The organism is Kosakonia oryzae (assembly GCF_001658025.2).
Lineage (GTDB): Bacteria > Pseudomonadota > Gammaproteobacteria > Enterobacterales > Enterobacteriaceae > Kosakonia > Kosakonia oryzae.
The window spans coordinates 4,242,707-4,267,652 of the sequence record NZ_CP014007.2 but is presented as its reverse complement, the minus strand read 5'-3'; the positions used below and the strand labels follow the sequence as shown (position 1 = coordinate 4,267,652).

The window sequence follows — 24,946 nt, the reverse complement described above, 5'->3', positions numbered from 1 at the left end:
TATGGGCGTTGCCGGAATACTCATCTTGTTTGAATCGCCAGCGGATTTATCTCACAACTGGGCGTCCTTATTATTCAGAAAAATGATTATTAGTTTTGGTTATGGTTACAGCGCCTTGTTCAGCGCATTGCTGCTGAGATGGGTGAAGCCATCACTGTCTGAAGCAAAAATTAACGGTCTCTCTTTCATCTGTTGCATCCTGTTTGGCAGCCTTAATGCCTATTTTTGGTTTAGCCCGTTATCTTATAACGAATTTTTTCTGAATCAACGTTCGACGCTGGCTCCTGGTTTCATTCTGGCCATTGTGAGTTTCACTTTCTTTTATATCCACGAACAGAAATTAAAAGCGCAGAACGCACTCGAAGTCGCAAAGCGCCAGCAATCTGAGCAAAAGAAAGCCCTGGCACTAAGTCAACTCAAACAGCTCCAGAGCCAAATAGAGCCGCATTTTCTTTTCAATACTATGGCGAATCTGGATGTCTTAATTGATAAAGATCCTGCGCTGGCAAAACTTTTACTGGTTAATTTGACGAATTTATTACGCGGGACCTTGAAAAAAAATCGCAGTGATTTTGTGAATATTGATGAAGAACTGGCGCTAATCGATGCTTATTTATCTATCCAGCAAATAAGGCTCGGCGCACGTTTGGTTTACAAGATAAGGAATGAGTTTAGCGCTGGCGCTTTTTTTATTCCGCCCATGTTAATTCAGCCGCTGGTTGAAAACGCCATTCGTCATGGTATCGAACCGCAACACCGAAGCGGATCGATTGAAGTCACGGTGAGAAAAGAGGCCGAAGGCGCCTGTATCCAGGTCACGGATAATGGCTGCGGGCTTTCTATGGCGCCATCATCTGGCGGGCATGGTCTGGCTCTGGAGAATATCCGGCAAAGGCTGGATGCAATCTATATGGGGAAGGCACGGTTACGCATCAAAGAAAACCCGACTCAGGGCGTCACTGCTGAAATTTTCATCCCGCTAATGGTAACCAATTTAACGCCGGAAATGCGCAATGACTAAAAACATAACCGCAATTATTGCTGATGATGAGCCTTTACTGAGATATCAACTCAATAAAATGCTGGCAGATGTTTGGCCTGAGCTGGACATACTGGCGAGCTGTGAAAACGGGAAAGAAGCGTTTGATGCCATCGCAGAAGAGCAGCCTGATATTGCCTTTCTGGATATCCGTATGCCGGAAATGGATGGTATGACGTTAATACGCAGGATCAGCCAGCTGGATAAATTTCCGTTAGTCGTGTTTGTGACGGCCTATGATGAGTACGCGGTACGGGCATTTGAAACCAATGCCATCGATTATTTGTTAAAACCGCTGAATGAAAAGCGGCTGGAACAATGCGTGTTGAAAATGAAGCAGCGGCTGAGTGAGACAACGGCAGACAAAACCACACCCGATCTGAATGCACTGTTCGAAAAATTTCAGTCCTTTCTACCCGTTGAACATAAAAGTTATTTGAAATGGGTTCGTGTGCAAAAAGGGGAGGATATTGAATTAATTCATTGTTCGGATATCCAGTTTTTTAAGGCGGAAGATAAGTACATATCGCTGTATAAGAAAAATAAAACGCAGTCAGACATTTTCCTGCTGCGCGGTTCGCTGCGGGAGCTGTTGCTACAGCTTGATCCAGACGAGTTCTGGCAGGTCCATCGCTCTGTTGTCGTCAACGTTAATGCCATCGAAAAAATAAAACGAGACTGTACCGGTAAGATTCAATTAATCATTGGTGGGCATGTGTTACAAGTCAGTCGGGCAATGCAGAACAAATTTCTCTATAACATCTAAATAATAAAAGATTAGAGATCGCGTTTACTGCTAAATGCACATTATCAATGCTGGTTATTAATCAGGAAAATAGTGTATGGCATAAAAATATCCATTGCAGCAATAACTATATTTAATAATAGCTTACGCCAGGTATTAGCAAATTTATTTGCGAAGATACCTGCGGATGATTATTGCCTGAATTACAGGTTATTTAATATCTGACTGTCAGTGGATATTAAATGCTTGTGATTGGATTCCTTTTGCCTTTTATTTGTCTGTAAATATTTTAAAGTAAAAGTAATTGATTTTGTAAAATTAGATGATATTTTAAAACGTAATCAGACATTGCTTATTTATATAGCCTTCTCAGGGCTTGTGTTTGTATTGAGAATGGATGATTCAATTTTTGAGCTGCAATAGAAGATTCATGGTTACGCTTAAATATAAGCAAGGAGAAGTGTCATGAGCCATATCTTTACCGATGTTATAAATCATCCTGCATATAATGAAAAACCTTTGGCGCTGGTGGTGGCAGGTACTGCTGAGATAGGACGGAATGTCATTGATTCATTAATTAATGATGGTTATCTCGTTGTTTTTACGTGGTTCAGTAATGAAGCCGTGGTCAATGATATGAAGGCGCGATATCAAAGCGCGGTTATGTCGGTTCAGCTGGATTTGACCTCTGAGCATGACGTCGTGCAATTCTGTACGGCCTTAGAAAATATCAAAGTAGACGTTGCAATCTACTGTGCCGGTAATAACCCGGCGTGTCTTTGCGATGAGCTGAAACCCGAAAATATTCGCACCACAACGCGTCTTAACTATCTGTCGGCAGTGTTAATTTTTAATACTATCGTCAAAACGATGAAGCAGTATAAAGAAAATGAGACCAAGCTGGTGTTTATCAGTTCGGTGGCGGCCAAAAAAATCAGCGTGGGCAACTCGCTGTATGGTTCGACAAAAGCAGCAATGGAAAGATATCTCTCCAGCGTCGCTCTGGAAATGGCCAGATTCAATATCAGGACGCTATGCCTGAGCCCTGGTTATATCAAAACAAAAATGCTCCAGGACTATTGTGCGAAAGAAGGGAGAAGTATCGCCAGTATAGAAAAAACGATCCCAATGAGAAAAATGCTGGCTACTGAAGATGTTGCAAATGCCGTCAGCTCATTTATTAACGGCACAATTATTACTACAGGCGTTTCATTAACGATCGGAAATGGTGAGGGGATAATCTAATGTATATTTCAACAATTAATCAGATTTTTAAAGATATCATGTACCTGGATGAAGCAGAAGAGCTTGATCCGAACAAGTCATTGTTCTCTGATTACGGAATGACCTCGATTGATTATATTGATTTTGCCTTCGAGTTAAAAAAACACTTCAAAGTTGAAGTTAGCCCTGAAAGCCTTTGGCCAGTAAATAAATGGGCGACTACAGAAGATTACTACTCATTTGATACCAAAGAGTGGACCAGCAAAGGCCTTACTGAAATCAACAATCTGCTGGGCTTAAAAGGAGCAGATGCTGTTGATAAAAAAATTCAGTTCAAGGAGCTCTACTCCTATTTCACACTGAACTATATCAACCAACAAATATCAGCCGTTAAGACGCAGGTCGCGTGATGGAAAAGGTCTATATAAAAAACTATGGTGTGCATCAGCAATTTGCCACCAATAGTGCGGCGCTGAGCCAGTTATTGGCCACTGAGGAGGAAATTAATCCTCATGAACTGGACTACTATCATTTTTCGACGCCGACGGTGCTGGAAAAAAAGTGGGTCAGCAGAGAGGACTGCTCAGTACTGAACTCAATGTCAAAAATGGCGATCAATGCGCTGATCGATTTTAAAAGCAAAGCGTGCCTGGACGAGCATGCAAAAGCCTTTCTTTATACGGCATGTGATAGTGAGGAACACAGTTTTACAACGCTTTTTGAAATTTGCCGTAAATATAACGATGATGGTTCAGTCTGGAAACATATCCAGCAATATAAAGAGATGAATAATCCTCTTGATATGCTGAGATTGCTGCCAACAAATGTGCTGTATCACACCTCAAAATTATTACGTGACCATGAGGAAGGTACGCCGTTACGCGCCGCATCGTTAAGTGGTCTGCTGGCATTAAAACTGGCCTGGGCTGACATCGTTAATTCAACGGCAAAAGAAGGGGCAATGGTGGTGAGCGCGGCAAATATGCTGACCTTCGATAGCCTGGCCGTTTTTAAAAAGTTTGGTGAAATCCGGAAAAATGCTGCGGATACTTCCGGTATTATCCCCAGTTGGGGGGCGGCGGTGATGTCTTTAGACAATGACAGCCGCAATGCGCTGGCTGAATTAACCTCTGTCACTGTTCGCTACTGCCCCAAAGTCAGGTTTGAACAAGAAGACTGGGAAAGTCTGTTGGGCAAACAGCGAACGCAGCAGGGAGAACCCGATGTTATTATCAGTTATAACAACGGTATTCGCGCACAAAAAATAGCGGAGTATGCTGCGCTGGAGAAATTTTTCCCCCGGGCCAGGATTATCAATTATAAAGCGAAAACCGGTTACACCGGGAAACTCAATAATATCCTGGATATTTTATGCTGCCTTAATGATCCCGCTATTCCTTCAGGAGCCCGGGTCATGCTGAATGGCGCTGGTATCAATTATGGTATCGGGAACATTTGGTTAATTAAAAGCTGAGGAACGGATCATAATGAATACCCATTTCGATGCAGATACTTTATGTATCAGTGCATATGGCGCTGTCACGCCATTAGGCAGCAATCTGGATGAAATTCATGCCAGCTTTATCAATGAGGAAAGCGGTATTCGGGAGATAAAGAAGTTTGATCACCGCTATTTTCAGACGCATGAAGCCGGTATCCCTGTTGAAGGTAACGCTGCAATTAGCTGGCCTAAAAAAAGCCCCTTCAGGAACGGTGAGCTTTTTTATGCCGGATTAGCGGCAAAGCGGTTGCACGATCGGCTGCGGCTACAGACATATTATTCTGCGGAAGAAATTGGCTGCATCGTGGGAATCGATGAGCCGGCGATCGATATTGAACAGTGCATCGGTTTCTCGGAAAAAGTTCCTGCTGATGCGGATAAGCAATGCCTGGTCGATGCTGCGCTGGAACATTTTAAAATTGGTGATTTTCTCGATCTTGATACCACTGCTGTGCTGAAAACGATACATGACATCATCCCCTTCGCGGGTCTCAGCTTCGCGCATTTAGGCCTCTGCTCAGCATCGACGCAAAGTATCGGCCTGGCTATGCGAGCCATCCGCAGCGGTGAAATTAAAGCGGCAATTTGCGGCGGTGTTTCAGCCAAAGTTACGCCGTTGAACCTTGCGCGATTAGAAGGAATGGGGGTGATCTCGACCGATGAACACTATTGTGGCACCGGGCGTTCGCGGCCCTTCGATCGGCACCGCAGCGGATTCGTCTTAGCAGAAGGCGCGGGGCTGTTCGTCATTGAAAAGCTATCCAGCGTATTGGCGCGGCAGGACAAGCCGCTGGCCTATTTATTGGGCTATGGGGGCGCACTCTGCGCGCAGCATATTGTGATGCCGCATCAAGACGATCTGGAAATGCAATTGTCGATGGAGCGGGCTATCGAACATGCGGGCATTGACCGTAATACGATTGACTTTGTGAATACACATGGAACATCGACATTACAAAATGATCAGCACGAAGCCAGCGCAATCAGAAAAGTATTTGGTGAGCACAATCCGGCGATTGTGGCGACGAAATCGTATCACGGGCACCTGATTGCCGCCGCCGGGGCGATGGAAATTCTGGGCGTGCTGGTTTCATTTCAGCATGATCTCTTACCCAAAATTTTGAATTGCGATGAACCCGATCCGCAATTACCTGATGGTATTGCGCTGGTGAAGGAGCATCAGTACCGGCCGCTTAAATACGCGTTGAAAAACTCATTTGGTATGGGCGGTGGTGCAGGCAGTCTGGTTTTAGGAAATCCCAAATATCTGTAAGGTAGATATCATGCTAACAATGCATTCCTTATTAGAAAGAAACTGGCAAGTGATTGATCATGACAGTCAATATTCGTCAGATGATATCGCAACCATAACAAAGGGCTGTGCCAGTAGCGTGGTCAGATATTTTCGTCATCGCCCGCAGGCGGAACAAAATAAGCTGTTTGTTTTTGTGATTAGAAATAATTTCGAAGGCATGATCAGCTATTTTGTTGCTTCTGCGCTCAGGTTGAAAGCCTGGATTGTGAATATTCATGACCTTGGCATTGTTGATATGCTGGTTGATACAGATTGCATTGCCACTTTTGTTATGAGCAATGAAGTCAGGGATATTAATACGATAAATCAACGGATTAATATCTCGTTTGACCGCCATTCTTCGCTTGCGAACGAGAAGCTTGAGGGTTTTACTGAGTATCCGTGCGCACGCTTTTATTTTTGCACCTCCGGCACAACCAGTACACCTAAGCTGATCCAGTACCATGAAAATACACTGATTGAAAACGCACGTGCGGTGAGCCAGTACCTCAAGCTCGGCAACGAAGATCGCTCATTGTGTTATTTCCCGGTGCAGTATATGTATGGCCTCTCAACCATGCTGTGCGCGTTTTTATCGGAAAGTAAGTTGGTATTTGAAAAATTTCACATCAGCAATATTGGTGAACTTGTTTCACACTACGGTATTACTAATTTGCCTTTAATCGGTGACTGGATGCTGCCCGTCAGCGAAATTTTTACCAAAAGCCGAATTCATGTAAACAATATCCTGAATGCCTCCGATCGTCTGCTCACCGTACAGGCAGCGAGCATCCTTTCATCCTGCGATACGTTATGGAATAACTTCGGCCAGACCGAATCCGGGCCGCGCTTGTTTCATAATCGGATCCGCTCGCAAGATGATATTGAAAAAACCAGTAAATATGGCGTTGTGGCGCCTGGTAAAGTCATGACGGACAGCATCAAAATTGATTTGCGTCCCGTCGATTCGGGCGCTTCTGATGCAGTGTGCCGGATGTTTTATAAAACGCCTTTCGCTTGTGATGGCTATGTTGATAGCTATCTGCAATTAAAACCGCGTGCGGAATGGTTTGATTCCGGCGATCTGTTTGTGAAAGATGAAACCGAATGCTACTACTGGATAGCCAGAGCGGTGAATGAATTCAAACACAATGGTAAGTTTATTCCCGTTCAGCTTATTTCAAATGATATTGTGAAATATGCCGGTGGCTTACGACACTATTTTTCAAAAGCGCAGAACGGCGAGCTTTATCTCAATCTTGATATGTCGGCGAACAGTGCGCAGATAAAAATAATCACCAGGCTATTAATGGATAAATGGTATCAGTATGCATTTAAAATAAATGTCAGAGAAATCGCGACGACAAAAACAGGGAAGATCAAATGTGCTGTATAGGGTTAGAGTCATGGCATGAATAAAGTGTATGTTAATCGTCATGCAAACAATTATCTGTGCATTGTGAGTCACTCTTTTTATCCCGCTTATTTGCATATTGACAGGCTTCATCGTTATTTGCCGGTCTCAACAAAGCGCTCAGCGGAAAAACTATTGTATCGAGAAATGGCCAGGGTACTTTTTGTCGATATAGTGAAAAGGATTTTACCTGGCGTAGAGGTGACACACAGTTCTGTAAGCCATGGACGCAATGAAAGCGTTATGTTGGTGAATAACGATCCGCGGATTCATTCTGTCGGGATTGATATCGAATTTATCGAAAAGGCGAAAGCACCAAGGCCATTTATGCTGGATTATTGTGAAAAATATGCCCGTTTCGTACAGGCGCCGGACAACCGCTTGTGCACCACGATATTTAGCTGTATGGAGAGCTTGTATAAGGCACTGTGCGTCATTTCTGCATGTACTTTTGATATCAATGATTATTTATTAGTTGCATATAGCCGGGTGAGATGCGTTTTTCGCTATGTTGGCAAAGTACCTGAATTTAAGGGAAGGACGTTTATTTGTAACTGCTATTACTTTGAGCAATCCGTAATAACCGTCGTTTTGCTGGATGCGTCTTTAACATCAATCATTTTAGATGATCTGTTATATGAAGAGATGAACATCGCACTACCCGGTTAACTTTTTAACCATCCTGTGGCAGAGCCATAAATTCATTTAGAGGAATATTGGTATGAACGATTTGCTGGTAGATATCACACCTGAACATTATGAAACTTACGCAACGGAAGGTACATCACCGTGGAATGCATACTTAAAGGAAAGGATTCTGGAAGAAGCCGCCAGTATTACTTCGCCGAGAAAAAAGATTCTGGATATTGGTATGGGAACCGGCCATATGCTTTTCGACCTATTCCAGTCGCAAAAACTCACTGATTACTCCTTTTATGGGGTGGATATTGATCCGCGCATGGTGCGTTTTTGCGTTAAAAAATGTAGCGAGCTGAAATGCCAGCACGTATTCAACATCGTTGAAGCCAGCGTCAGTAATTTACCGTTTCCCGATAATTCATTTTCAATGATCTATGCCCGCTCCGTTATTCATCACTGGGCTGAACCTGCAAAAGGATTGCAGGAGCTGTGTCGTGTTCTGGATAGCGGCGGTCGCATTATTATCCACGAACCGCTGGCCGATGCAGAAGAGAACGCGCTGGGTGTTTTCAATCAATCACGTAGTGAGTGTGGCGTGACGAATATGTCCACGGAAGAAAAATTCACGCTGGCGAGTCTTACCGCGCTTATGCACTGCTGCGATCTTGACGGGATAAGCTGGACAGTGACGCGCGGAGAAGGCCTTGCTGCCCTGGGCTGTGAAATTTTCATTAAAAAGGCCTGAGTCATCATGGATTATTGCTGCGCTGAGATGTATGCAAAAATGCAACCGCGGATTACGGCAATTACCGGATGCCAGGCATTCGATTATATGGCCTTCCGTGATTCAGTCAGGATTAGTTCCCACGTTTATTCAACCACTGGCGACAGTGGTTCTTTGACGCAACGGGACTCTGCGGCTGAACAAATACCGATGCTGCTTGGCGCCACAAGCGGCACCACCGGGGCGATGAAAATGATCAGCGTCCGTTTAAAATCCAGTAAGGACGCGGTCAGCGCATCGGAACACAACTTAATTCATAACCTGCGGTCGCGGCAGGTTTTTTCCGCCGGCGACGTCGTTGGCAATCTTTTTACGATTAACCTGTTTTCATCCTTACACTATTCGGCGTGTGAAATTTTAAAACATTGCCGCGCGCATGTGGTGCCGGTCGGCGATATTGCATTGCTGCGGAAGAGTCATTTCGATTTTCTGGCCGAAATCCAGCTCTCGACGCTGTTTGGTGTGCCGGCGACTCTCGTTCAGTTTGTGGAAACCATGATCGGGCTTGGGGTTCCGCTGGCCATTAAAAAAGTGGTCTTTACCGGCGAACCGATGTTGGCCGCGCATGAAAACTATCTGCGCGAGGTGCTGGGCGACGACCTGCGGATAATCGGTTTGTACGGCCTGTCGGAGTGCGGTTTCATTGGGATGTCTGTCGAGGGGCATCATAATAAGTATCTGCTGTTCAGCGATGATTTCTTCTTTGAATATGACGATAAAAAGGGGCTATTGATCACCTCGCTGGACCCGGATGCCTCGCGTAAACTTATCAGATATCCGGTAGGGGATCTGGGCAAATTATCCGTTGAAAATAATCAACTCTATTTTCAGGGTATTAAACGCAACGCTATTGATTTTAATTTCATGGGCAATCTGATTAGCCATGAAAAAATATCCAGAATGATTAATCAACGATTGCCTGAGGCGATTGTTCAAATCGTCTTGTCGTTATCCGCTGAGAGACAAGAAATTATGGATATTAAAATCTGCTGCGGATTATCTCATGACGTTGATTTGTCCGAACTGGAGGATGAAATCTGTCATTTGCCGGATATTTATGAAGCCTATATGAAAAAGCGGGGACGTATCAACCTCACCATTGTTGAGTATAACGCTCTGCTTTTTTCCCCCCGAGGGAAATGTCTGCTGGTTTGCGACACAAGGGAGTCATGCTAATGCAACTCGATCATCTGCTTCATGAAATTGTGTTAGTGAATTCGCATCCCATTGATGAGCATTCACTCTTTTCGATGGATTTTTACGACAGGCTCCAGCATATCAGCAGACAATTTTCTGCTGCGCGCAGAGAGAACGCCGCCGTTTTTAATACCTTCATTGATACCCACAAGGATCTTCTTGCGGAACTGGATCGTAAAGCGCTCGATTATGAAATGAAATATGAAGAGCAGATGTCAGGAATGATGTCCAGGCGTCTGGCGATCCCGCAATCTGAACTCGAGAGTATTAGTAATAACAGAAATAAATTTATCGATTTTTATCGCCAACTCTACAATGCAGAAAAGGCGCTTATCCGCAGTGACGCGGCAAATATTTGTCATGTAGGTTGTGGGCCGATGCCAACCAGCGTGCTGATGTGGGCAAAATATTCAGCATGTCAAATCACCGCGCTGGATATTATTCAGGATGCGGTAGCGCAGGCGCAAAATGTTTTCGATTGCTGGCGTATACCTAAAGACGTGGAGGCGCATCGCGTTCGCTTTTTATGCCAGCCGGGAGAAGCGTTTGATTATAAGGATATGGATGTGATCATTTTGTCCTCTTCCATTATGAATAAGAAAAACCTCTACGCTGCCATTAAAAAAACGATCACCAAAACGGTCGATGTGATCGAGCGGGAACCTAACTTTCTTTATGAGTCAGGATATCTGAATGCTGATGAAATGGCTGAGCAGCTTATCGCCAAAACCACGCTCAATAATGTCAACATCAGGCTCTACCGCCTGTCGCCAGAGCAACAGGAGTAAATCATGTCAGATGATGTTATCGATAATTATGATTTAGATAATAACGTGTTGTTTATTCGTGGATGCAATTTGATCGACATTGCCGATGCAAACCGTTATTTGCAAAACGCCTGGTTTGCGCTGACCGGCAGCCTCGTTAATGAAGAACAGATGGATCGGCTTATTCAGATCGCCAACACAGAGCTGAAACAAACAGACCCTGTAACGAAAATTAAAGCGATGCATCAACTGATCAACGCATTGCCATCACTGACCTTAATGCAGCGGTTTATGATGTTATTGTCGCAAGTTGAGGTGTCGGCAGCGCAGCATAAAGTTATGGCACCGGTAAACGCTGACGACTGTCTGAAAATTATCTTGCTTATGCCGTGGATTATTTCGCTGACGCGTTCCTCGGAGTCATTTATTGATTTACCGGCGATCGAAAATTGCAAAAGTTTTGAACACTATTTTTGGTTAGCGTTAACCGGTAAGGCGGCCTCTTCCGGGCTGGAGGAGGAGTCGCGTTGCCGGTTTATGTCTTTGCTGTTAGGCGGGTTTGGTACTGTGACGCCCACCACGACCACGGTAAGGTTTATTGCCAGTACCAAGAGCGATGTTATTTCTGCATTAATCGGCGGGTTTTGTGCCACCGGGCCTGCGCATATGGGCGCCTGTAAATATGCGATCATGAGGCTGTCCAGCGTCATTGATGATGTTGAAAAAGGGAATATTGATGCCGCGGCAAACCATTACTGCAAGGACAAGCCCTGGCCGGGGTTTGGTCATCCGATCATGCGCAATGATGTCCGGGTCGATTTCTTCTTTTCACGCTTTCACATGTTGATGCGGCCCTTCAGTGCACTTGCCCGTGCCATTTCGGACAACAGCGGGCTGCAACCCAATGTCGATTTTTTAATTGCCAGCGTCATGTGCGCGCAGCGGGTTGCGCCTGAACTGGGGCTGCTGGCCTTTTTTGTCTGCCGGATGCCGATACTTCTCGCACATTATCAAGCGCGGTTTAGCGCCCACTCCTTTGGTTTGTCATCAGAGGATTTAAGAGAAAAATATAAAAAGGTTCCCCAATCATGGCTATAAGTCATCGCATCGGAGCAAATTTCCTCGGGATATGTCAGGGCATCGCCTTAACGGGATCGGCGGCGGCTTGCGGACAAATTAATATTTCCCACTGGGATTTAGCGCATAACTACCTGAAACCGGGTTTGTTACTCGAAGCCTTGCATCAATTTGCCGTTCGCTTCGCCACTGCGGTTTCGAAAAATACCGATCCAACCTGGCGCTATCTGCCGGTAATGGTGGAACAGTTTGACTCTGCCGCCAATTTTGATAGCGAACTGTTACGCGTTGAAGGGCATATTGAACTTATTAATGATGCTTACCGTATTCACTGTAAGGCCACTCCACGCGATAATCACCGCGCTGTTATTGCGCAGGCTATTATCATGGTCAGCAAGGTCTACTTACCTGAATCGGCTTCCGACAACGCTTCGCCATCATTCCTCGGTGATTTATATAATGTTTCTCCGTTAACCGAGGATACTTATTCTTTTTCCTTTAACGCGCATCATCCGCTTTTTCAGGAGCACTTTCCCTCCCGGGCCGTATGTCCCGGTTCGTTGTTGATTGATATGGTTCTCGCATTAGCGTCGTGCGAGACGGCGGAAAATATCGCTTCTGTTACGCTGGAAAAAGTTAAATTTATTGAAGCGGTTTATCCGGGAAATGCCTATCTGCTGGCCATTAAACGAGAGGCGGAGTGTGATTCGAGCGGCGTTTTTTATATTCATGCAGAAACTAAAAAACGGTGCACGTGCGGCAAGTTTTCTATTAAATATAGAAAGGATGATGCGATATGTTCAATATTATAATTTCCTTCATCCCGTGGAGTATTTATTCATGGGTGGTCAATGAAAATGTTTTAACCATCGTTGAAAGATCACTGATCTTAAGTGTGATCTTACTGTTTATTATTGTGGTGAACATCAAAATTGTCCGGCAGGGAGAGCCGGTGATGATTACCAATATTTTGACGGTAATCATCCTTTTTGTTAATTACTTTGTCGGCTGGTCTACGCTATTACTGAATTACCCAACAAGTTTTTGTTATCTGTCACTTGCGTTCGTCTCGTTTATGAGTCTGCTGGTCAAGAAACCCTTTACCATTTTTTATGCCAGCGCCGGTGTATCTGAGGAGAAACGCAGGCATATCATGTTTTATCTTATCAACAAATATATTACATGGATTTGGACAATCATCTTTCTTGCCAATGGTCTGCTCAATGCATTTTTTGCATGGACTCCCCAGCTTCGCCTGGCGACTATTGGCCTGGTCTGTGTTGGTATTCTTTTTTCTAAATATCTTCCTAACATCATGCGATATTTTTATCGCGTTAAACACCATGGTGCATAATATGTCATTATTAACGATTTTGACCGGAACTCCTGTATGGGTCTGGATTTTACTTGTTTTTCTCATTGCGAGAGGAATAAATGCATTGAATGATCGGGAAATGGAAGTGAAACGGCTTTTTCTGTTGCCGTTAATCTTCCTTTTTTGGGGGGGAAGCGGCGTGATTAATGAACTGGCGTTCCCGCACTGGGGAATGGTATCAATGCTGGCGGGGCTACTCATTGGCGGCAGCGTTGGCTGGTTGCTCTGGCGCTCTGGCCCGCGTTTAAGAATCAAAGAAGGAACAGATTTAATTATTCGCCCGGGTACGCCATTGACCCTGATATTTATCATTGTTGCTTTTGCTACCAAATTCGCGTTGATTTTTTTTCTCAATGTCGAACCGAATTTGAAATACGCGTTTAATTTTAATCTTATGTTTGGTCTGTTGAGTGGGATTATCGACGGTGTGTTTTGGGGCGGAACGCTAAATTTATATTTTACCCCCCGACAGGCCGAGAAAGGCATCTGAATACATTGGCGCCTGCGTACTGCTGCCTGGCCTCCGGGCCGCCGATCAGCGCATGCGCGGGAGAATATGCAGAACGCTCCCAGGCTGAGGAGCGTTTCTGAGCGTGGCTTCTCTGTCTCGCATATTATTTTAAGCACACGATAGCGTGTTTTCTCTGCGGCACCGTTTCCCTGGCGATCGATTGAGCCTATTGTGTTATGAGCATTAGCTCATTACAGGGAATAGAAGATGCGTGATCTACCTCCTACTGCCACGCTGCGTGCATTCGAAGTAGCGACCCGCCACACGACGTTTACTGCCGCCGCAGAAGAGCTGTGTATTACACAAAGCGCCGTCAGCCATCAGTTAAAAAACCTGGAAGAACTCTGGGGACTGCAACTTTTTCAGCGCGGTAAGCCCCTCAGCCTGACCCCCGCTGGCGCCGCGCTCGCTCCTCTGGTGCGTGAATTTTTTAGCAAGCTGGAAACCACCCTTAGCGATCTGCGTGAGCAAAAAGGCCGGGTGCGATTGCGCGTCAATACCACTTACTCCTTTGCGCTGAAGTGGCTGCTTCCTCGGCTACCGGCGTTAGCGCGATTGCACCCGGAGATCCTGGTTAGTCTGGAAAGTACCGATAAAGCCATTCACTTCGCCAGCACCGACGCGGATGTGGCGATCCGTTTCGGCCACGGTAACTATCCGGCCTTGCACACGGAATTTATGTTTCGCGAGCAGCTCTTCCCGGTAGCCAGCCCGGCGCTTTTACAGCGGTTTGGCACGCCGGATAAGCCTGCCGAACTGCTGCGCTATCCGCTCCTGACGCGTGACGGCGCCGATCTGGTCCCGAAATGGGATGCCTGGTTTAAGCGGGTCGGCGTCAACACCGATGTGCTGCACGAGAGCGTCCGTTTTGCCGATACCAATATGACGATTGAAGCTGCGCTACTTGGGCAGGGGATTGCCCTGGCGCGTAGCGGGCACGTTGAAAAAGAGATTGGCGATGGCTCTCTGGTCCGGCTCTTTGATATCTCTTTTCCTTCTCCGGCCGCCTATTACTTCGTCTGCCCTCTGGGAACGGAAACCCAGCCTCATATTGTGAAATTCCGCAGCTGGTTGCTGGCCGAATCACAGCAGGCGCAGCGTAGTTATTGTTAAGGCATGAGTATTTGTTCATGGCGCGATGATGACACTTCACTGTTCATCCATGGGGGCGCTGTTTAGCATCGCTCTATGCTGACCGCGAGAGCGCAATCGGCACGCTGATGATTCAATCAACCAGGAGGGCTTAAGATGTCTGACTATCCTTCCATCGCGCTTATCGGCCCAGGCGCGATCGGTACGACTATCGCTGCGGTACTGCATGAAGTTGGCCGCACGCCGTTGCTGTGCGGGCGCACTGCCCATTCAAAGTTAGTTCTGCGCCACGATGAGGGGGAAATTGTTGTGCCGGGGCCGGTGTTGAACAATCCGGCTGCTATTGATCATCCTTTCGATGTGGTGTTTGTGGCGGTGAAAACGACCCAGGTTGCTGACTGTGCCGACTGGCTGGCCGCACTGTGCGATGAAAACACCGTGGTGTGCGCGTTGCAAAACGGTATTGAGCAGAAAAATCAGCTGGCAAGCCGTGTTAACGGTGCCAGCATACTGCCTTCTGTCGTCTGGTTTCCGGCGCAGCGTGAGCCAGACGCCTCAGTGTGGCTGCGCGTCAAACCGCGTCTTACGCTGCCGGATGTGCCGCAGGCAAAACGGGTGGCTGAGGCGCTCAGCGGCACTCGTTGTGCGGTTGAGCTATCGCCCGATTTTACGTCGATCGCCTGGCGCAAGCTGCTGCAAAATGCCGTTGCCGGTCTGATGGTGCTGGCTAATCGCCGCGCCGGGATGTTTTCTCGCGGCGATATAACGGCACTGGCGCTGGCTTATCTGCGCGAATGCCTGACGGTTGCACGTGCGCAAGGCGCGGTACTGCACGATAACGTTCCGCAGGAAATTGTGGAGGGTTTTCAACGCGCGCCTGCGGATTTAGGCACCTCGATCCTGGCCGATCGGCAGGCTAATCGCCCCATGGAGTGGGATATTCGCAACGGCGTAATACAGCGTTATGGTCATGCGCAGGGCATTCCCGTCCCCATCAGCGATGTGCTGGTTCCGCTGCTGGCGGCCGGGAGTGAGGGGCCGGGTTAACGCGTTTTCGGCCGCCACGTTTTTAAGCGCAGAGAGAGCCGGGCAAGCGATTTTGCCTGGCTCTCCGGGGGCTGATTCCACTGCTGCCGGTAATAACAAACTTTCAGTCCTTCTCGCTAAGATGTTTATTTCTCGACATGACCCATGTGATAAAAGTGCGTAATGGCGCAGGAATATGTTTACGCCCCGGATAATAAAGCGAGAAATTTTCAGCGGGATAAGGAAAAGCAGGTAATAAGCGAATCAGCGTGCCGTCATTAATTTTCTGGCGCACCAGCGGTTCATAAACAAAAGCAATGCCCAGTGCCGATTCAGCCGCCTGGATCATCGCGGCATCTGAATCAACAATCAGATCGCCATTCACCGCTATTTCTTTAATGTTATGTTGCTCATCGATAAATTCCCAGCGGTAAATCTTCCCGCTGGGAAAACAGCGATTAATACATTTAAAGTTAACAAGTTCCTGTGGTGAATCCGGTTCGCCATATTTGCTAATAAATTCAGGGCTGGCAACAGGAATAAGGGAAAGCCTGGGGCCTAACGCAATGGCAATCATATCTTTAGGGACATCCTGAATATAGCGAATTCCCGCATCGAAACCGGCTTCGATGATGTTCACTTTTTTGTCGGTGGTGAACAATTCCAGGGTGATATCAGGGTATTCCTTTTTGAATTCAATAAAATAGTCCTGAAAGAAAAGATCAAGCACGATGCGCGGCAGGTTTACTTTTATTTTGCCTTCTGGCTTCGCCCGGTGTGAATTGAGGCTGTCGATGGCGCGGATATAGTCATTAAAAACAGGCGTGATATTGTTTACGAATTCTTCGCCGATAGCTGTCAACGAAAGACTGCGGGTTGACCGGTTTAAAAGCCTTACGCCTAATCTCTCTTCCAGATTATTTATGGCGCTGGTCAGGGACGGCGGTGAAAGATTTAATTCTTTGGCCGCTTTGCGAAAACTTCCATGCTTTACAATAAGGAAAAGCATTTCGATATGCTGAAAGTCGGGAAGTTTTTTCATTGTTAATTTCCATTGAATACTGCATTAGGGACATATTAATTGTTACCGATATTAAAGGGAAGTATATCTGTAATCACCTTCTACAGATGAGGAAAATAAGGTGAAGAAACGTTTTCTTGGCAAAGATAAATTCCAGGTTTCAGCATTAGGCCTCGGTTGCATGGGGATGAGTTTTGCTTACGGCGGAGCCGAAGAATCGCAGGCCATTAAAACCCTGCACGCAGCGGTGGATATGGGCGTTACGTTCCTGGATACCGCTGAAGTTTATGGCCCTTATGATAATGAGTTGCTGATCGGTAAGGCCATCAAAGGAATACGCGATAAAGTCCAGATCGCGACAAAATTCGGTTTCCGTATTCTGCCGAATGGCCGCGGGATCGAACGAATGGCGGGCGTGGACAGCCGTCCTCATCATATCCGTGAAGCGGTCGAAGGATCGCTTCAACGGCTTCATATCGACACCATCGATTTACTGTATCAACACCGGATTGATCCCGATGTTCCGGTGGAAGAGGTGGTGGGAACGATGGCAGAGCTGATCAAGGAGGGAAAAGTTCGCCATATCGGGCTTTCGGAAGTGTCGCCGCAGACCCTGCGTCGTGCCTGCAAAGTCCATCCTGTCACGGCGGTCCAGAGCGAATATTCTCTCTGGTCGCGTGAGCCAGAAGCGGGCATTCTCAGCGCTTGCCGTGAATTAGGCGTCGGGTTTGTGCCGTACAGCCCGCTCGGTCGCGGCTTTTTGACCGGCAAGATTACCGACTGCTCCGGCTTCGCCAGCGATGATTTCCGTCGGCAGCTTCCTCGTTTTCAACGCGAGGCGATGGCGAAAAATCATCTACTTCTCAGCCAGTTGCAAAGCGTAGCCGAACGATACGAATGTAGTCTGGCGCAGCTTGCGCTCGCCTGGGTGATGAGCAAAGGCGAGGATATTGTGCCGATTCCCGGCGCCAGAAATAGTGCGCATCTACAGGACAATGCTGGCGCGGTCAGTTTGCCGTTATCGGGTGCGGATATCAGCATAATGGATAATATCTTTACCCCGGAGAGCGTTTGCGGCCTGAGATATAACGAAGGTGACTTTAATTTAATCGACCAATAATCGCCGACGATCCATAAGATCTGCCGCAGGTGGAGGGAGCGGTAAGATGCAAGATTGTCATAATGTGCTCTATTTTATCCGGGTAAAAATTGGCGGGATTTTGCCCGGGCGTAGGGGGTACTTCATTGGTCCGACTGGCGCAATGTAGCAGAAGGCAACATGCGATAACTAAGTTCGATGGAATTTGCTGTTTTGATTGCAGGTAATAATGCGTGAAAAAGAAAAAGGAGATCATCGATCTGCGCAGCGGAACAGGCCATCGACGGCGTGGCGGTCAGTAAAGAGAGGGTAGCCAGGTTCGCTTCACTCTCTGCCTGTACATAAACCACTGTTTGCGAAGGCCGGTATGCCGTGCTCTCCTGGCTGCGCTCTGCGGTGCTGGCTGTTGCACTGACAAGAATCATATCGGCTTCGTCGATAACCGCCCGATCGTTATCGAGGATCCAGCAGGGAAATTGTCTTGCCAGATCCTCGGCGCGATGAAGGCTATCGGCTAACAGAAAAACATGGGCGTCAGGCGCAAGCCGGAATAACCCGGCTAATAAGGTTTCGGTCAGATCAGTGATACCCAGAATACCGATTCGTTTCACCATTCCCTCTCTTCGCTCAGCGCACAGAATTTTTTAACGACGCCAGAACCGCCGCGCTTTAGCCGGATTGTCGGGCCGTTCCGCCGTCTGACGCGGGTTGCCAGCCGCCACCCAGCGCCGTGAACGCGGCCACGGCTGCACGTGCAGAGGCGGTCTGTGCCTGCGCCCTTGCATCGGATGCCTGAAGAAGGTTTTCATCGTTATGCAGAACATCAATCAGGCTGGCGGCCCCTTGCTGAAAAGCGACAAAGGAAGCCTGACGCGCGCTGGCCAGTGCGGTTTCACCCGTCGTCAGCGTCGCTGCCTGCGTTTCACGGTTGATCAGTGCGGAGAACGCATTTTCAACATCTTCGGTTGCGCGTAATACCGACAACCGGTAAGCCGCAAGCGCTTCCGCCTGCTGGCCTTTCGCCTGTTCGATCTGCGCGTTGATACGGCCAAAATCAAAAAGCCGCCAGCGTAAACCCAGTACGCCAGCCGACTGGCTGGCACCCGCAGTGAACAGATTCCCGCTGGAGACTGCCGTTGCGCTGCCGAGCAGGGCGTTGAGTGAAAACGATGGATAATACTCGCTGACCGCCACGCCGATGCGGGCGCTTGATGCGGCCAGGTGGCGCTCCGCCACGATGATATCGGGCCTGCGGCGCAGCAACTCTGCTGGAGTCCCCATCGCGGCGATCTGCGGTGTCCGTGGAATTGCTGCGGGCGAAGAGAGCTGCGCCCGGTGCGTGCCCGGCGGAGTACCGAGCATCACGTCCAGCGCATTCATTGCGGCATCAATTCCGTTCTGCAGAACCGGAACGGTAGCCTGAACCTGCGCCAGCGCGCCTTCGGTCTGGTGTACCTGATATTCAGGCGCTAACCCTTTGTTGTGGAGCAGTTGTACCTTTTCCAGCAGTTGTTGCTGCGTATTGACCTGATTGGTTGCAATGGCCAGCCGGGTCTGTAATCCGCGTAACGTAATATAGATATCGGCCGTTTGCGCCGCCACGGCGAGGCGCGTCGCGGCGACGCCCGCCTCAGAGGCCTGATAATCTGCCAGCGCAGCCTGACGCGCGCGGCGCAGCCCGCCGAACAGATCAATCTCCCAGCTTGCGTTGAGATCGGTTTCATAGGAATTACCGTAGCGATTATAATCCGGCGTCGAGTTGAGAACCTGTCCCAGCGGGGTTTCGACCGATTGATACGCGCGAGCGGCTTGCCCGCTGATATTTCCCGAGGGGAGTAGCGCCGCTGTTGCTGTTCCGAGCCCGGCACGGGCCTGTGTCATTCTGGCGGATGCCTGGGCGAGATCGAGATTTTGTGCGAGCGCGTCTGAAACCAACTGACTCAAGAGAGGATCCCCGAAACCCTTCCACCAGTTGGTGAAACTGACCGGACCGGATGCGTTTCGCTGCGGTTGTGCCGGTTGCGCCTGGTAGTGCTCCGCCAGCGGAGCATCAGGACGATGATAATCCGGTCCAACGGCGCAGCCCGCCAGAATGCAGGTACTCACAACCAGAGCAAGAGTACGTTGGGGAAACATGGTGAATCCTTGAGGCGAAATAAAGTTGTGACTACATTACCAAATGGTCACTCGTTGTCAATCCGGGCGCATTGAGCTAAGCTGAAAAAATGACTAAAGATATGAACACCACCCCTTCACGAGGCCCGACGGATCACAATGTCCGCGATCAGGTCGTTGAAGCGGCCACAGAGCACTTCAGCCATTTTGGCTATGAGAAAACCACGGTGTCCGATCTGGCGAAAGCGATCGGTTTCTCCAAGGCGTACATCTATAAATTTTTCGATTCCAAGCAGGCTATCGGCGAAGTTATCTGCGCTAACCGGCTGGCGATGATCATGGACATTGTCAATGCCGCCATCGCGGATGCGCCGACCGCTTCTGAAAAAATACGGCGTTTACTCAAAACGTTAACGGAAGCTGGCAGCGATCTATTTTTTTGCGATCGCAAGCTATACGACATTGCCGCTGTGGCCGCGCGGGATAACTGGCCGTCAGTGGTGGCCTATAAGCAGCACCTGCGACAACTGATTGAAACAATCCTTGTTGAAGGGCGTCAGGCGGGGGAATTTGAAAGAAAAACGCCGCTGGACGAGGCCGCGCATGCGATTTATCTGGTCATGCTCCCGTATATCAGCCCGGTTGAGCTGCAATATAATCTGGAAACAGCCCCGACGGCCGCTGTATTGCTGGCATCACTGATATTGCGCAGCCTGTCGCCGTAGTTTGTGACTATTGACAATATTGGTCACTAGTTTGAGAATGCGGTTCCTGTCCTGTTAAATAAATAAGGGAACCCATGCTCAGGCCCACACTTGCCACCTTTGTTTTTTGCCTGTTGCCGTTTGCGCTTGTCGCCTGCGGCGACGCTTCCAGCGTCGACGATCCCCGTAGCCAGCCACCTTTGGTGAGGTCGGTGACGGTGGTGGGCGCAGCCGATTCCTCGCGTGCCTTTACGGGTACTGTTGTGGCACGCATTCAAAGCGCTATAGGCTTCCGGGTGTCGGGCAAGATCCTTGAACGTCTCGTTGATACCGGTCAGACCGTCAAAAAAGGGCAGCCGTTAATGCGTCTGGACCCCGTCGATCTGCATCTGCAGGCGCAGGCCCAGCAGCAAGCCGTTGCGGCTGCACAGGCGCGCGCCAGGCAGACGGCCGATGATGAGGCGCGTTATCGGGGGCTGGTTGCGGCAGGCGCGGTCTCTGCTTCGGCTTACGATCAGATAAAAGCGGCTGCAGCGACGGCGAAGGCGGAATTGAGCGCCGCTCAGGCGCAGGCCAGCGTGGCGCAAAACGCGATGAGCTATGCGTTACTGGTGGCTGACGCCGATGGCGTGGTTATGGAAACGCTGGCCGAACCCGGTCAGGTGGTCAGTGCCGGAGAGCCGGTGGTCAGGCTGGCCAGAGCCGGACAGCGCGAGGCGATTGTCCAGTTGCCGGAAACGTTGCGCCCGGCACCTGGAAGCGAGGCGAGGGCGACGCTGTACGGTAACGAAAGCGAAGCGGTGACGGCAAAACTACGCTTGCTGTCAGATGCCGCCGATCCGTTGACGCGCACATTTGAGGCGCGATACATCCTTGAGGGCGATCTGGCGAACGCCCCGCTCGGCGCTACCGTTACGCTCCATATTGGCGAAGAGAATTTGTCTCATCCGTTGCTCCAGGTGCCACTGGCGGCAATTTATGACGCCGGTAAAGGGCCGGGCGTCTGGCGAATTTCCGGCAAGCCCGCCAAAGTGACATGGCAACCCGTGCAGGTGGTGAGCCTGGGGGATGATGCGGCAAGCGTGACCGGTAGCCTTAAGCCCGGCGAACAGGTCGTGGCGCTGGGGGCGCATCTGCTGCATGACGGTGAGGCAATCCGGCTGGCTAAGCAGAACGATGCCAGTGTCGCCGGGAGCCAGCCATGAGTACGTCGCGGTTTAACCTTTCGGCGCTCGCTGTGCGCGAGCGTTCCATCACCCTGTTTCTCATTTTGCTGATTACGATTGCCGGGATTCTCGCGTTCTTTGGACTGGGACGCGCAGAAGATCCGCCGTTTACCGTCAAACAGATGACCATCATTTCAGCCTGGCCTGGCGCCACGGCGCAGGAGATGCAGGACCAGGTGGCCGAACCGCTGGAAAAGCGTTTGCAGGAGCTTAAGTGGTATGACCGCAGCGAGACCTACACGCGCCCCGGGCTGGCTTTTACCACGCTCTCATTACAGGATGGAACACCGCCTTCCCAGGTTCAGGAGGAGTTTTACCAGGCGCGTAAAAAGCTGGGTGATGAGACCAAAAACCTGCCCGCAGGCGTGATTGGCCCGATGATCAACGATGAGTTCTCCGATGTCACGTTTGCACTCTTTGCCCTGAAAGCAAAGGGCGAGCCGCAGCGCCTGCTGGTGCGTGACGCCGAGTCATTACGTCAGCGCTTATTACATGTTCCCGGCGTTAAAAAAGTCAATATTATCGGCGAGCAGGCGGAGCGGATATTTGTCTCGTTCTCCCACGATCGGCTGGCAACGCTGGGTATTTCTCCGCAGGATATTTTTTCTGCCCTGAACAGCCAGAACGTGTTGACGCCTGCCGGTTCGATAGACGCCCGGGGGCCGCAGGTTTTTATCCGTCTTGATGGCGCTTTCGACGATCTGGAGAAAATCCGCAACACGCCCGTTGTCGCTCAGGGCAGAACATTGCAACTCTCCGATGTGGCGACGGTGAAGCGCGGTTACGAAGATCCGGCAACGTTCCTGGTGCGCAATCAGGGAGAACCTGCGCTGCTGCTGGGGATCGTGATGCGTGAGGGCTGGAACGGTCTGGAACTGGGTAAAGCGCTGGATGCGGAGGCGACCACGATTAATGCGCAGATGCCGCTCGGTATGACTTTTAGCAAAGTGACCGATCAGTCCGTCAATATCAGCTCGGCAGTCGACGAATTCATGATCAAATTTTTCGTCGCGCTGCTGGTGGTGATGTTGGTCTGCTTTCTCAGTATGGGCTGGCGCGTCGGTGTCGTGGTTGCCGCTGCGGTACCTTTAACATTGGCTGCCGTTTTTGTGGTGATGGAAGCCACGGGCAAGAATTTTGACCGTATAACCCTGGGATCGCTCATCCTCGCTCTGGGGCTGCTGGTGGATGACGCCATCATTGCCATCGAAATGATGGTGGTGAAAATGGAGGAGGGATACGACCGGATCAAAGCCTCAGCCTATGCCTGGAGCCACACCGCTGCGCCAATGCTGGCTGGCACACTGGTAACGGCCGTTGGCTTTATGCCCAACGGGTTTGCGCAATCCACGGCGGGCGAATATACCAGCAATATGTTCTGGATTGTGGGAATTGCATTGATTGCTTCCTGGGTGGTGGCAGTGGTGTTTACGCCTTACCTGGGGGTGAAAATGCTGCCCAACATCAAAACGGTTGAAGGGGGGCACACGGCTATCTACAACACCCGCCGCTACAACCGTTTTCGTGCCTTCCTGACCCGCGTTATCGCGCGGAAATGGCTCGCCGCCGGCTCGGTTATTGCGCTTTTTATCATCGCCATTCTGGGAATGGGGCTGGTTAAAAAACAATTTTTCCCTACCTCCGATCGCCCGGAAGTGCTGGTGGAAATACAACTGCCTTACGGTAGCGCCATTGAACAGACCAGCGCCTCGGCGGCAAAAATCGAAAACTGGCTCAAGGAACAACAAGAAGCCAAAATCGTCACCGCGTACGTAGGGCAGGGATCGCCACGCTTTTATCTGGCGATGGCGCCGGAACTGCCCGATCCTTCATTTGCGAAAATTGTTGTGCTCACCGACAGCGAGGAAGCGCGCGAGGCGCTCAAGCACCGGCTTCGCGAAGCGGTGGCTGATGGGCTTGCGCCCGAAGCGCGCGTTCGCGTTACGCAACTGGTGTTTGGCCCCTATTCGCCGTATCCGGTGGCATTCCGTGTGATGGGGCCGGATCCGGCCAAGTTGCGCGACATCGCCGACAAAGTGAAAACGGTGATGCAGGCCAGCCCGTTGATGAGAACCGTCAATACCGACTGGGGAACGCGTGTGCCTGCGCTGCATTTCACGCTCGATCAAAACCGCCTGCAAGCGGTGGGATTGACATCGGGCAGCGTGGCTCAGCAGCTTCAGTTCCTGCTTTCGGGCGTGCCAGTCACCCAGGTGCGTGAAGATATTCGTTCGGTACAGGTGATGGCGCGCGCGGCGGGGAATATTCGTCTTGATCCGGCAAGAATCGGCGACTTTACCTTAATCGGCTCGGCCGGGCAGCGCGTTCCGTTGTCGCAAATAGGGACGGTTGAAGTACGAATGGAAGACCCTGTCCTGCGCCGTCGCGATCGTACGCCAACCATTACCGTACGGGGTGATATCGCCGACTCTCTTCAGCCGCCAGATGTGTCGGTGGCGATAATGAAGCAACTTCAGCCGATCATGGCGTCGCTACCGGATGGATACCGTATTGAGATGGCGGGTTCCATTGAGGAGTCAGGGAAAGCCACCAAAGCGATGGCACCTTTATTCCCTATCATGATAGCCATGACGCTATTGATCATTATCCTGCAGGTGCGTTCTATGTCGGCAATGGTGATGGTCTTTATGACCGCGCCTCTGGGATTGATTGGGGTCGTGCCAACGCTGCTGCTGTTTGATAAACCTTTTGGTATCAATGCGCTGGTGGGGTTGGTCGCGCTTTCGGGCATTCTCATGCGCAACACATTAATCCTTATCGGTCAGATCCATCACAACCAACAGGAAGGGCTTGCGCCGTTCCCTGCGGTTGTTGAGGCAACCGTACAGCGCGCCCGGCCGGTACTGCTCACGGCGCTGGCAGCCATTCTGGCGTTTATTCCACTGACGCACTCCATATTTTGGGGCACACTGGCTTATACGCTTATCGGCGGGACATTCGGTGGAACTATTATTACATTGGTATTTTTGCCAGCGATGTACGCTATCTGGTACCGGATAAAAGTCCCTGCTTCAGCAACACCAGCTGTGGAAGGCGCAGTAAAACAACCTGAATAATCTTGTGCTGTCCGGGCAT

General features: G+C 49.6%; 24 protein-coding genes. 21 read left to right on the top strand and 3 right to left on the bottom strand.

Annotated elements, in window-relative coordinates:
• Nucleotides 1-25: 25 nt before the first annotated feature.
• From AWR26_RS20315 to AWR26_RS20235, 17 genes are all read left to right on the top strand, one after another.
• Nucleotides 26-1,021 (top strand): sensor histidine kinase, encoded by a 996-nt coding sequence (locus tag AWR26_RS20315; protein WP_167351155.1) that lies wholly within the window; start codon nt 26-28, stop codon nt 1,019-1,021.
• Entirely contained in the window at nt 1,014-1,805 is a 792-nt protein-coding gene (locus AWR26_RS20310; protein ID WP_064568302.1) for a LytR/AlgR family response regulator transcription factor, read from the top strand. The genes AWR26_RS20315 and AWR26_RS20310 overlap by 8 nt, the downstream gene beginning before the upstream one ends.
• 444 nt (nt 1,806-2,249) lie before the next feature.
• A complete protein-coding gene (locus AWR26_RS20305) occupies nt 2,250-3,029 on the top strand; it encodes an SDR family oxidoreductase (protein WP_064568301.1) in 780 nt (259 codons plus the stop codon).
• Nucleotides 3,029-3,418 carry an acyl carrier protein gene (locus AWR26_RS20300; protein WP_064568300.1) on the top strand — a complete coding sequence of 130 codons (390 nt, stop codon included), beginning with the start codon at nt 3,029-3,031 and terminating at the stop codon, nt 3,416-3,418. The genes AWR26_RS20305 and AWR26_RS20300 overlap by 1 nt, the downstream gene beginning before the upstream one ends.
• Nucleotides 3,418-4,482, top strand: coding sequence for a hypothetical protein (locus tag AWR26_RS20295; RefSeq protein ID WP_064568299.1), 1,065 nt, complete (start codon nt 3,418-3,420; stop codon nt 4,480-4,482). Before AWR26_RS20300 ends, AWR26_RS20295 begins: the two co-directional genes overlap by 1 nt.
• Before the next feature lie 13 nt (nt 4,483-4,495).
• Nucleotides 4,496-5,782: a beta-ketoacyl-[acyl-carrier-protein] synthase family protein gene (locus AWR26_RS20290; protein ID WP_064568298.1), complete on the top strand. Its 1,287-nt coding sequence runs from the start codon at nt 4,496-4,498 to the stop codon at nt 5,780-5,782.
• A gap of 10 nt (nt 5,783-5,792) precedes the next feature.
• Nucleotides 5,793-7,199: an AMP-binding protein gene (locus AWR26_RS20285; protein WP_064568297.1), complete on the top strand. Its 1,407-nt coding sequence runs from the start codon at nt 5,793-5,795 to the stop codon at nt 7,197-7,199.
• A gap of 15 nt (nt 7,200-7,214) precedes the next feature.
• Entirely contained in the window at nt 7,215-7,886 is a 672-nt protein-coding gene (locus tag AWR26_RS20280) for a hypothetical protein (RefSeq protein WP_139227849.1), read from the top strand.
• Nucleotides 7,887-7,938: 52 nt separating this feature from the next.
• A complete protein-coding gene (locus AWR26_RS20275) occupies nt 7,939-8,601 on the top strand; it encodes a class I SAM-dependent methyltransferase (protein ID WP_064568295.1) in 663 nt (220 codons plus the stop codon).
• An 87-nt stretch (nt 8,602-8,688) separates the two neighbouring features.
• Nucleotides 8,689-9,816, top strand: a complete 1,128-nt coding sequence (locus AWR26_RS20270) for an AMP-binding protein (protein WP_167351154.1) — start codon at nt 8,689-8,691, stop codon at nt 9,814-9,816.
• The gene (locus AWR26_RS20265; RefSeq protein ID WP_064568293.1) at nt 9,816-10,625 is read left to right on the top strand and encodes a class I SAM-dependent methyltransferase; all 810 of its coding nucleotides are present in this window, start codon (nt 9,816-9,818) and stop codon (nt 10,623-10,625) included. The genes AWR26_RS20270 and AWR26_RS20265 overlap by 1 nt, the downstream gene beginning before the upstream one ends.
• 3 nt (nt 10,626-10,628) lie before the next feature.
• On the top strand, nt 10,629-11,702 hold the full coding sequence (locus AWR26_RS20260; RefSeq protein WP_064568292.1) for a citrate/2-methylcitrate synthase: 1,074 nt from the start codon (nt 10,629-10,631) through the stop codon (nt 11,700-11,702).
• Nucleotides 11,693-12,493 carry a hypothetical protein gene (locus AWR26_RS20255; protein WP_064568291.1) on the top strand — a complete coding sequence of 267 codons (801 nt, stop codon included), beginning with the start codon at nt 11,693-11,695 and terminating at the stop codon, nt 12,491-12,493. The genes AWR26_RS20260 and AWR26_RS20255 overlap by 10 nt, the downstream gene beginning before the upstream one ends.
• Nucleotides 12,478-13,035: a hypothetical protein gene (locus AWR26_RS20250; protein ID WP_064568290.1), complete on the top strand. Its 558-nt coding sequence runs from the start codon at nt 12,478-12,480 to the stop codon at nt 13,033-13,035. Before AWR26_RS20255 ends, AWR26_RS20250 begins: the two co-directional genes overlap by 16 nt.
• A 1-nt stretch (nt 13,036) precedes the next feature.
• Entirely contained in the window at nt 13,037-13,546 is a 510-nt protein-coding gene (locus AWR26_RS20245; protein ID WP_064568289.1) for a DUF6622 family protein, read from the top strand.
• Nucleotides 13,547-13,774: 228 nt separating this feature from the next.
• Nucleotides 13,775-14,680 carry a transcriptional regulator GcvA gene (gcvA, locus tag AWR26_RS20240; protein WP_064568288.1) on the top strand — a complete coding sequence of 302 codons (906 nt, stop codon included), beginning with the start codon at nt 13,775-13,777 and terminating at the stop codon, nt 14,678-14,680.
• Between the two features lie 135 nt (nt 14,681-14,815).
• Entirely contained in the window at nt 14,816-15,706 is an 891-nt protein-coding gene (locus AWR26_RS20235) for an oxidoreductase (protein WP_064568287.1), read from the top strand.
• A 103-nt stretch (nt 15,707-15,809) separates the two neighbouring features.
• On the opposite strand, the gene AWR26_RS20230 is transcribed toward AWR26_RS20235, so the two are convergent.
• Nucleotides 15,810-16,727, bottom strand: coding sequence for a LysR family transcriptional regulator (locus AWR26_RS20230; RefSeq protein WP_064568286.1), 918 nt, complete (start codon nt 16,725-16,727; stop codon nt 15,810-15,812).
• A gap of 100 nt (nt 16,728-16,827) precedes the next feature.
• Here AWR26_RS20230 and AWR26_RS20225 point away from each other — a divergent pair, with 100 nt between their 5' ends.
• A complete protein-coding gene (locus AWR26_RS20225; protein WP_064568285.1) occupies nt 16,828-17,826 on the top strand; it encodes an aldo/keto reductase in 999 nt (332 codons plus the stop codon).
• A 122-nt stretch (nt 17,827-17,948) separates the two neighbouring features.
• On the opposite strand, the gene AWR26_RS20220 is transcribed toward AWR26_RS20225, so the two are convergent.
• Entirely contained in the window at nt 17,949-18,419 is a 471-nt protein-coding gene (locus AWR26_RS20220; RefSeq protein WP_064568284.1) for a hypothetical protein, read from the bottom strand.
• 55 nt (nt 18,420-18,474) lie between these two features.
• Entirely contained in the window at nt 18,475-19,941 is a 1,467-nt protein-coding gene (locus AWR26_RS20215) for an efflux transporter outer membrane subunit (RefSeq protein ID WP_064568283.1), read from the bottom strand.
• Nucleotides 19,942-20,030: 89 nt separating this feature from the next.
• On the opposite strand from AWR26_RS20215, the gene AWR26_RS20210 reads away from it, so the two are divergent.
• From AWR26_RS20210 to AWR26_RS20200, 3 genes are all read left to right on the top strand, one after another.
• Nucleotides 20,031-20,645: a TetR/AcrR family transcriptional regulator gene (locus AWR26_RS20210; RefSeq protein WP_064568282.1), complete on the top strand. Its 615-nt coding sequence runs from the start codon at nt 20,031-20,033 to the stop codon at nt 20,643-20,645.
• A gap of 74 nt (nt 20,646-20,719) precedes the next feature.
• Complete coding sequence (locus tag AWR26_RS20205; RefSeq protein WP_064568281.1) at nt 20,720-21,829, top strand: efflux RND transporter periplasmic adaptor subunit; 1,110 nt, start codon at nt 20,720-20,722, stop codon at nt 21,827-21,829.
• Nucleotides 21,826-24,927 carry an efflux RND transporter permease subunit gene (locus AWR26_RS20200; protein ID WP_064568280.1) on the top strand — a complete coding sequence of 1,034 codons (3,102 nt, stop codon included), beginning with the start codon at nt 21,826-21,828 and terminating at the stop codon, nt 24,925-24,927. Before AWR26_RS20205 ends, AWR26_RS20200 begins: the two co-directional genes overlap by 4 nt.
• Nucleotides 24,928-24,946 lie beyond the last annotated feature (19 nt).

Excerpts from the sequence above, each read along its gene's own strand:
- AWR26_RS20310 (WP_064568302.1), top strand. The coding sequence starts at position 1,014 with ATGACTAAAAACATAACCGCAATTATTGCTGATGATGAGCCTTTACTG.
- AWR26_RS20305 (WP_064568301.1), top strand. The coding sequence starts at position 2,250 with ATGAGCCATATCTTTACCGATGTTATAAATCATCCTGCATATAATGAA.
- AWR26_RS20300 (WP_064568300.1), top strand. The coding sequence starts at position 3,029 with ATGTATATTTCAACAATTAATCAGATTTTTAAAGATATCATGTACCTG.
- AWR26_RS20295 (WP_064568299.1), top strand. The coding sequence starts at position 3,418 with ATGGAAAAGGTCTATATAAAAAACTATGGTGTGCATCAGCAATTTGCC.
- AWR26_RS20290 (WP_064568298.1), top strand. The coding sequence starts at position 4,496 with ATGAATACCCATTTCGATGCAGATACTTTATGTATCAGTGCATATGGC.
- AWR26_RS20285 (WP_064568297.1), top strand. The coding sequence starts at position 5,793 with ATGCTAACAATGCATTCCTTATTAGAAAGAAACTGGCAAGTGATTGAT.
- AWR26_RS20280 (WP_139227849.1), top strand. The coding sequence starts at position 7,215 with ATGAATAAAGTGTATGTTAATCGTCATGCAAACAATTATCTGTGCATT.
- AWR26_RS20275 (WP_064568295.1), top strand. The coding sequence starts at position 7,939 with ATGAACGATTTGCTGGTAGATATCACACCTGAACATTATGAAACTTAC.
- AWR26_RS20270 (WP_167351154.1), top strand. The coding sequence starts at position 8,689 with ATGGCCTTCCGTGATTCAGTCAGGATTAGTTCCCACGTTTATTCAACC.
- AWR26_RS20265 (WP_064568293.1), top strand. The coding sequence starts at position 9,816 with ATGCAACTCGATCATCTGCTTCATGAAATTGTGTTAGTGAATTCGCAT.
- AWR26_RS20260 (WP_064568292.1), top strand. The coding sequence starts at position 10,629 with ATGTCAGATGATGTTATCGATAATTATGATTTAGATAATAACGTGTTG.
- AWR26_RS20255 (WP_064568291.1), top strand. The coding sequence starts at position 11,693 with ATGGCTATAAGTCATCGCATCGGAGCAAATTTCCTCGGGATATGTCAG.
- AWR26_RS20250 (WP_064568290.1), top strand. The coding sequence starts at position 12,478 with ATGTTCAATATTATAATTTCCTTCATCCCGTGGAGTATTTATTCATGG.
- AWR26_RS20245 (WP_064568289.1), top strand. The coding sequence starts at position 13,037 with ATGTCATTATTAACGATTTTGACCGGAACTCCTGTATGGGTCTGGATT.
- gcvA (WP_064568288.1), top strand. The coding sequence starts at position 13,775 with ATGCGTGATCTACCTCCTACTGCCACGCTGCGTGCATTCGAAGTAGCG.
- AWR26_RS20235 (WP_064568287.1), top strand. The coding sequence starts at position 14,816 with ATGTCTGACTATCCTTCCATCGCGCTTATCGGCCCAGGCGCGATCGGT.
- AWR26_RS20230 (WP_064568286.1), bottom strand. The coding sequence starts at position 16,727 with ATGAAAAAACTTCCCGACTTTCAGCATATCGAAATGCTTTTCCTTATT.
- AWR26_RS20220 (WP_064568284.1), bottom strand. The coding sequence starts at position 18,419 with ATGGTGAAACGAATCGGTATTCTGGGTATCACTGATCTGACCGAAACC.
- AWR26_RS20215 (WP_064568283.1), bottom strand. The coding sequence starts at position 19,941 with ATGTTTCCCCAACGTACTCTTGCTCTGGTTGTGAGTACCTGCATTCTG.
- AWR26_RS20210 (WP_064568282.1), top strand. The coding sequence starts at position 20,031 with ATGACTAAAGATATGAACACCACCCCTTCACGAGGCCCGACGGATCAC.
- AWR26_RS20205 (WP_064568281.1), top strand. The coding sequence starts at position 20,720 with ATGCTCAGGCCCACACTTGCCACCTTTGTTTTTTGCCTGTTGCCGTTT.
- AWR26_RS20200 (WP_064568280.1), top strand. The coding sequence starts at position 21,826 with ATGAGTACGTCGCGGTTTAACCTTTCGGCGCTCGCTGTGCGCGAGCGT.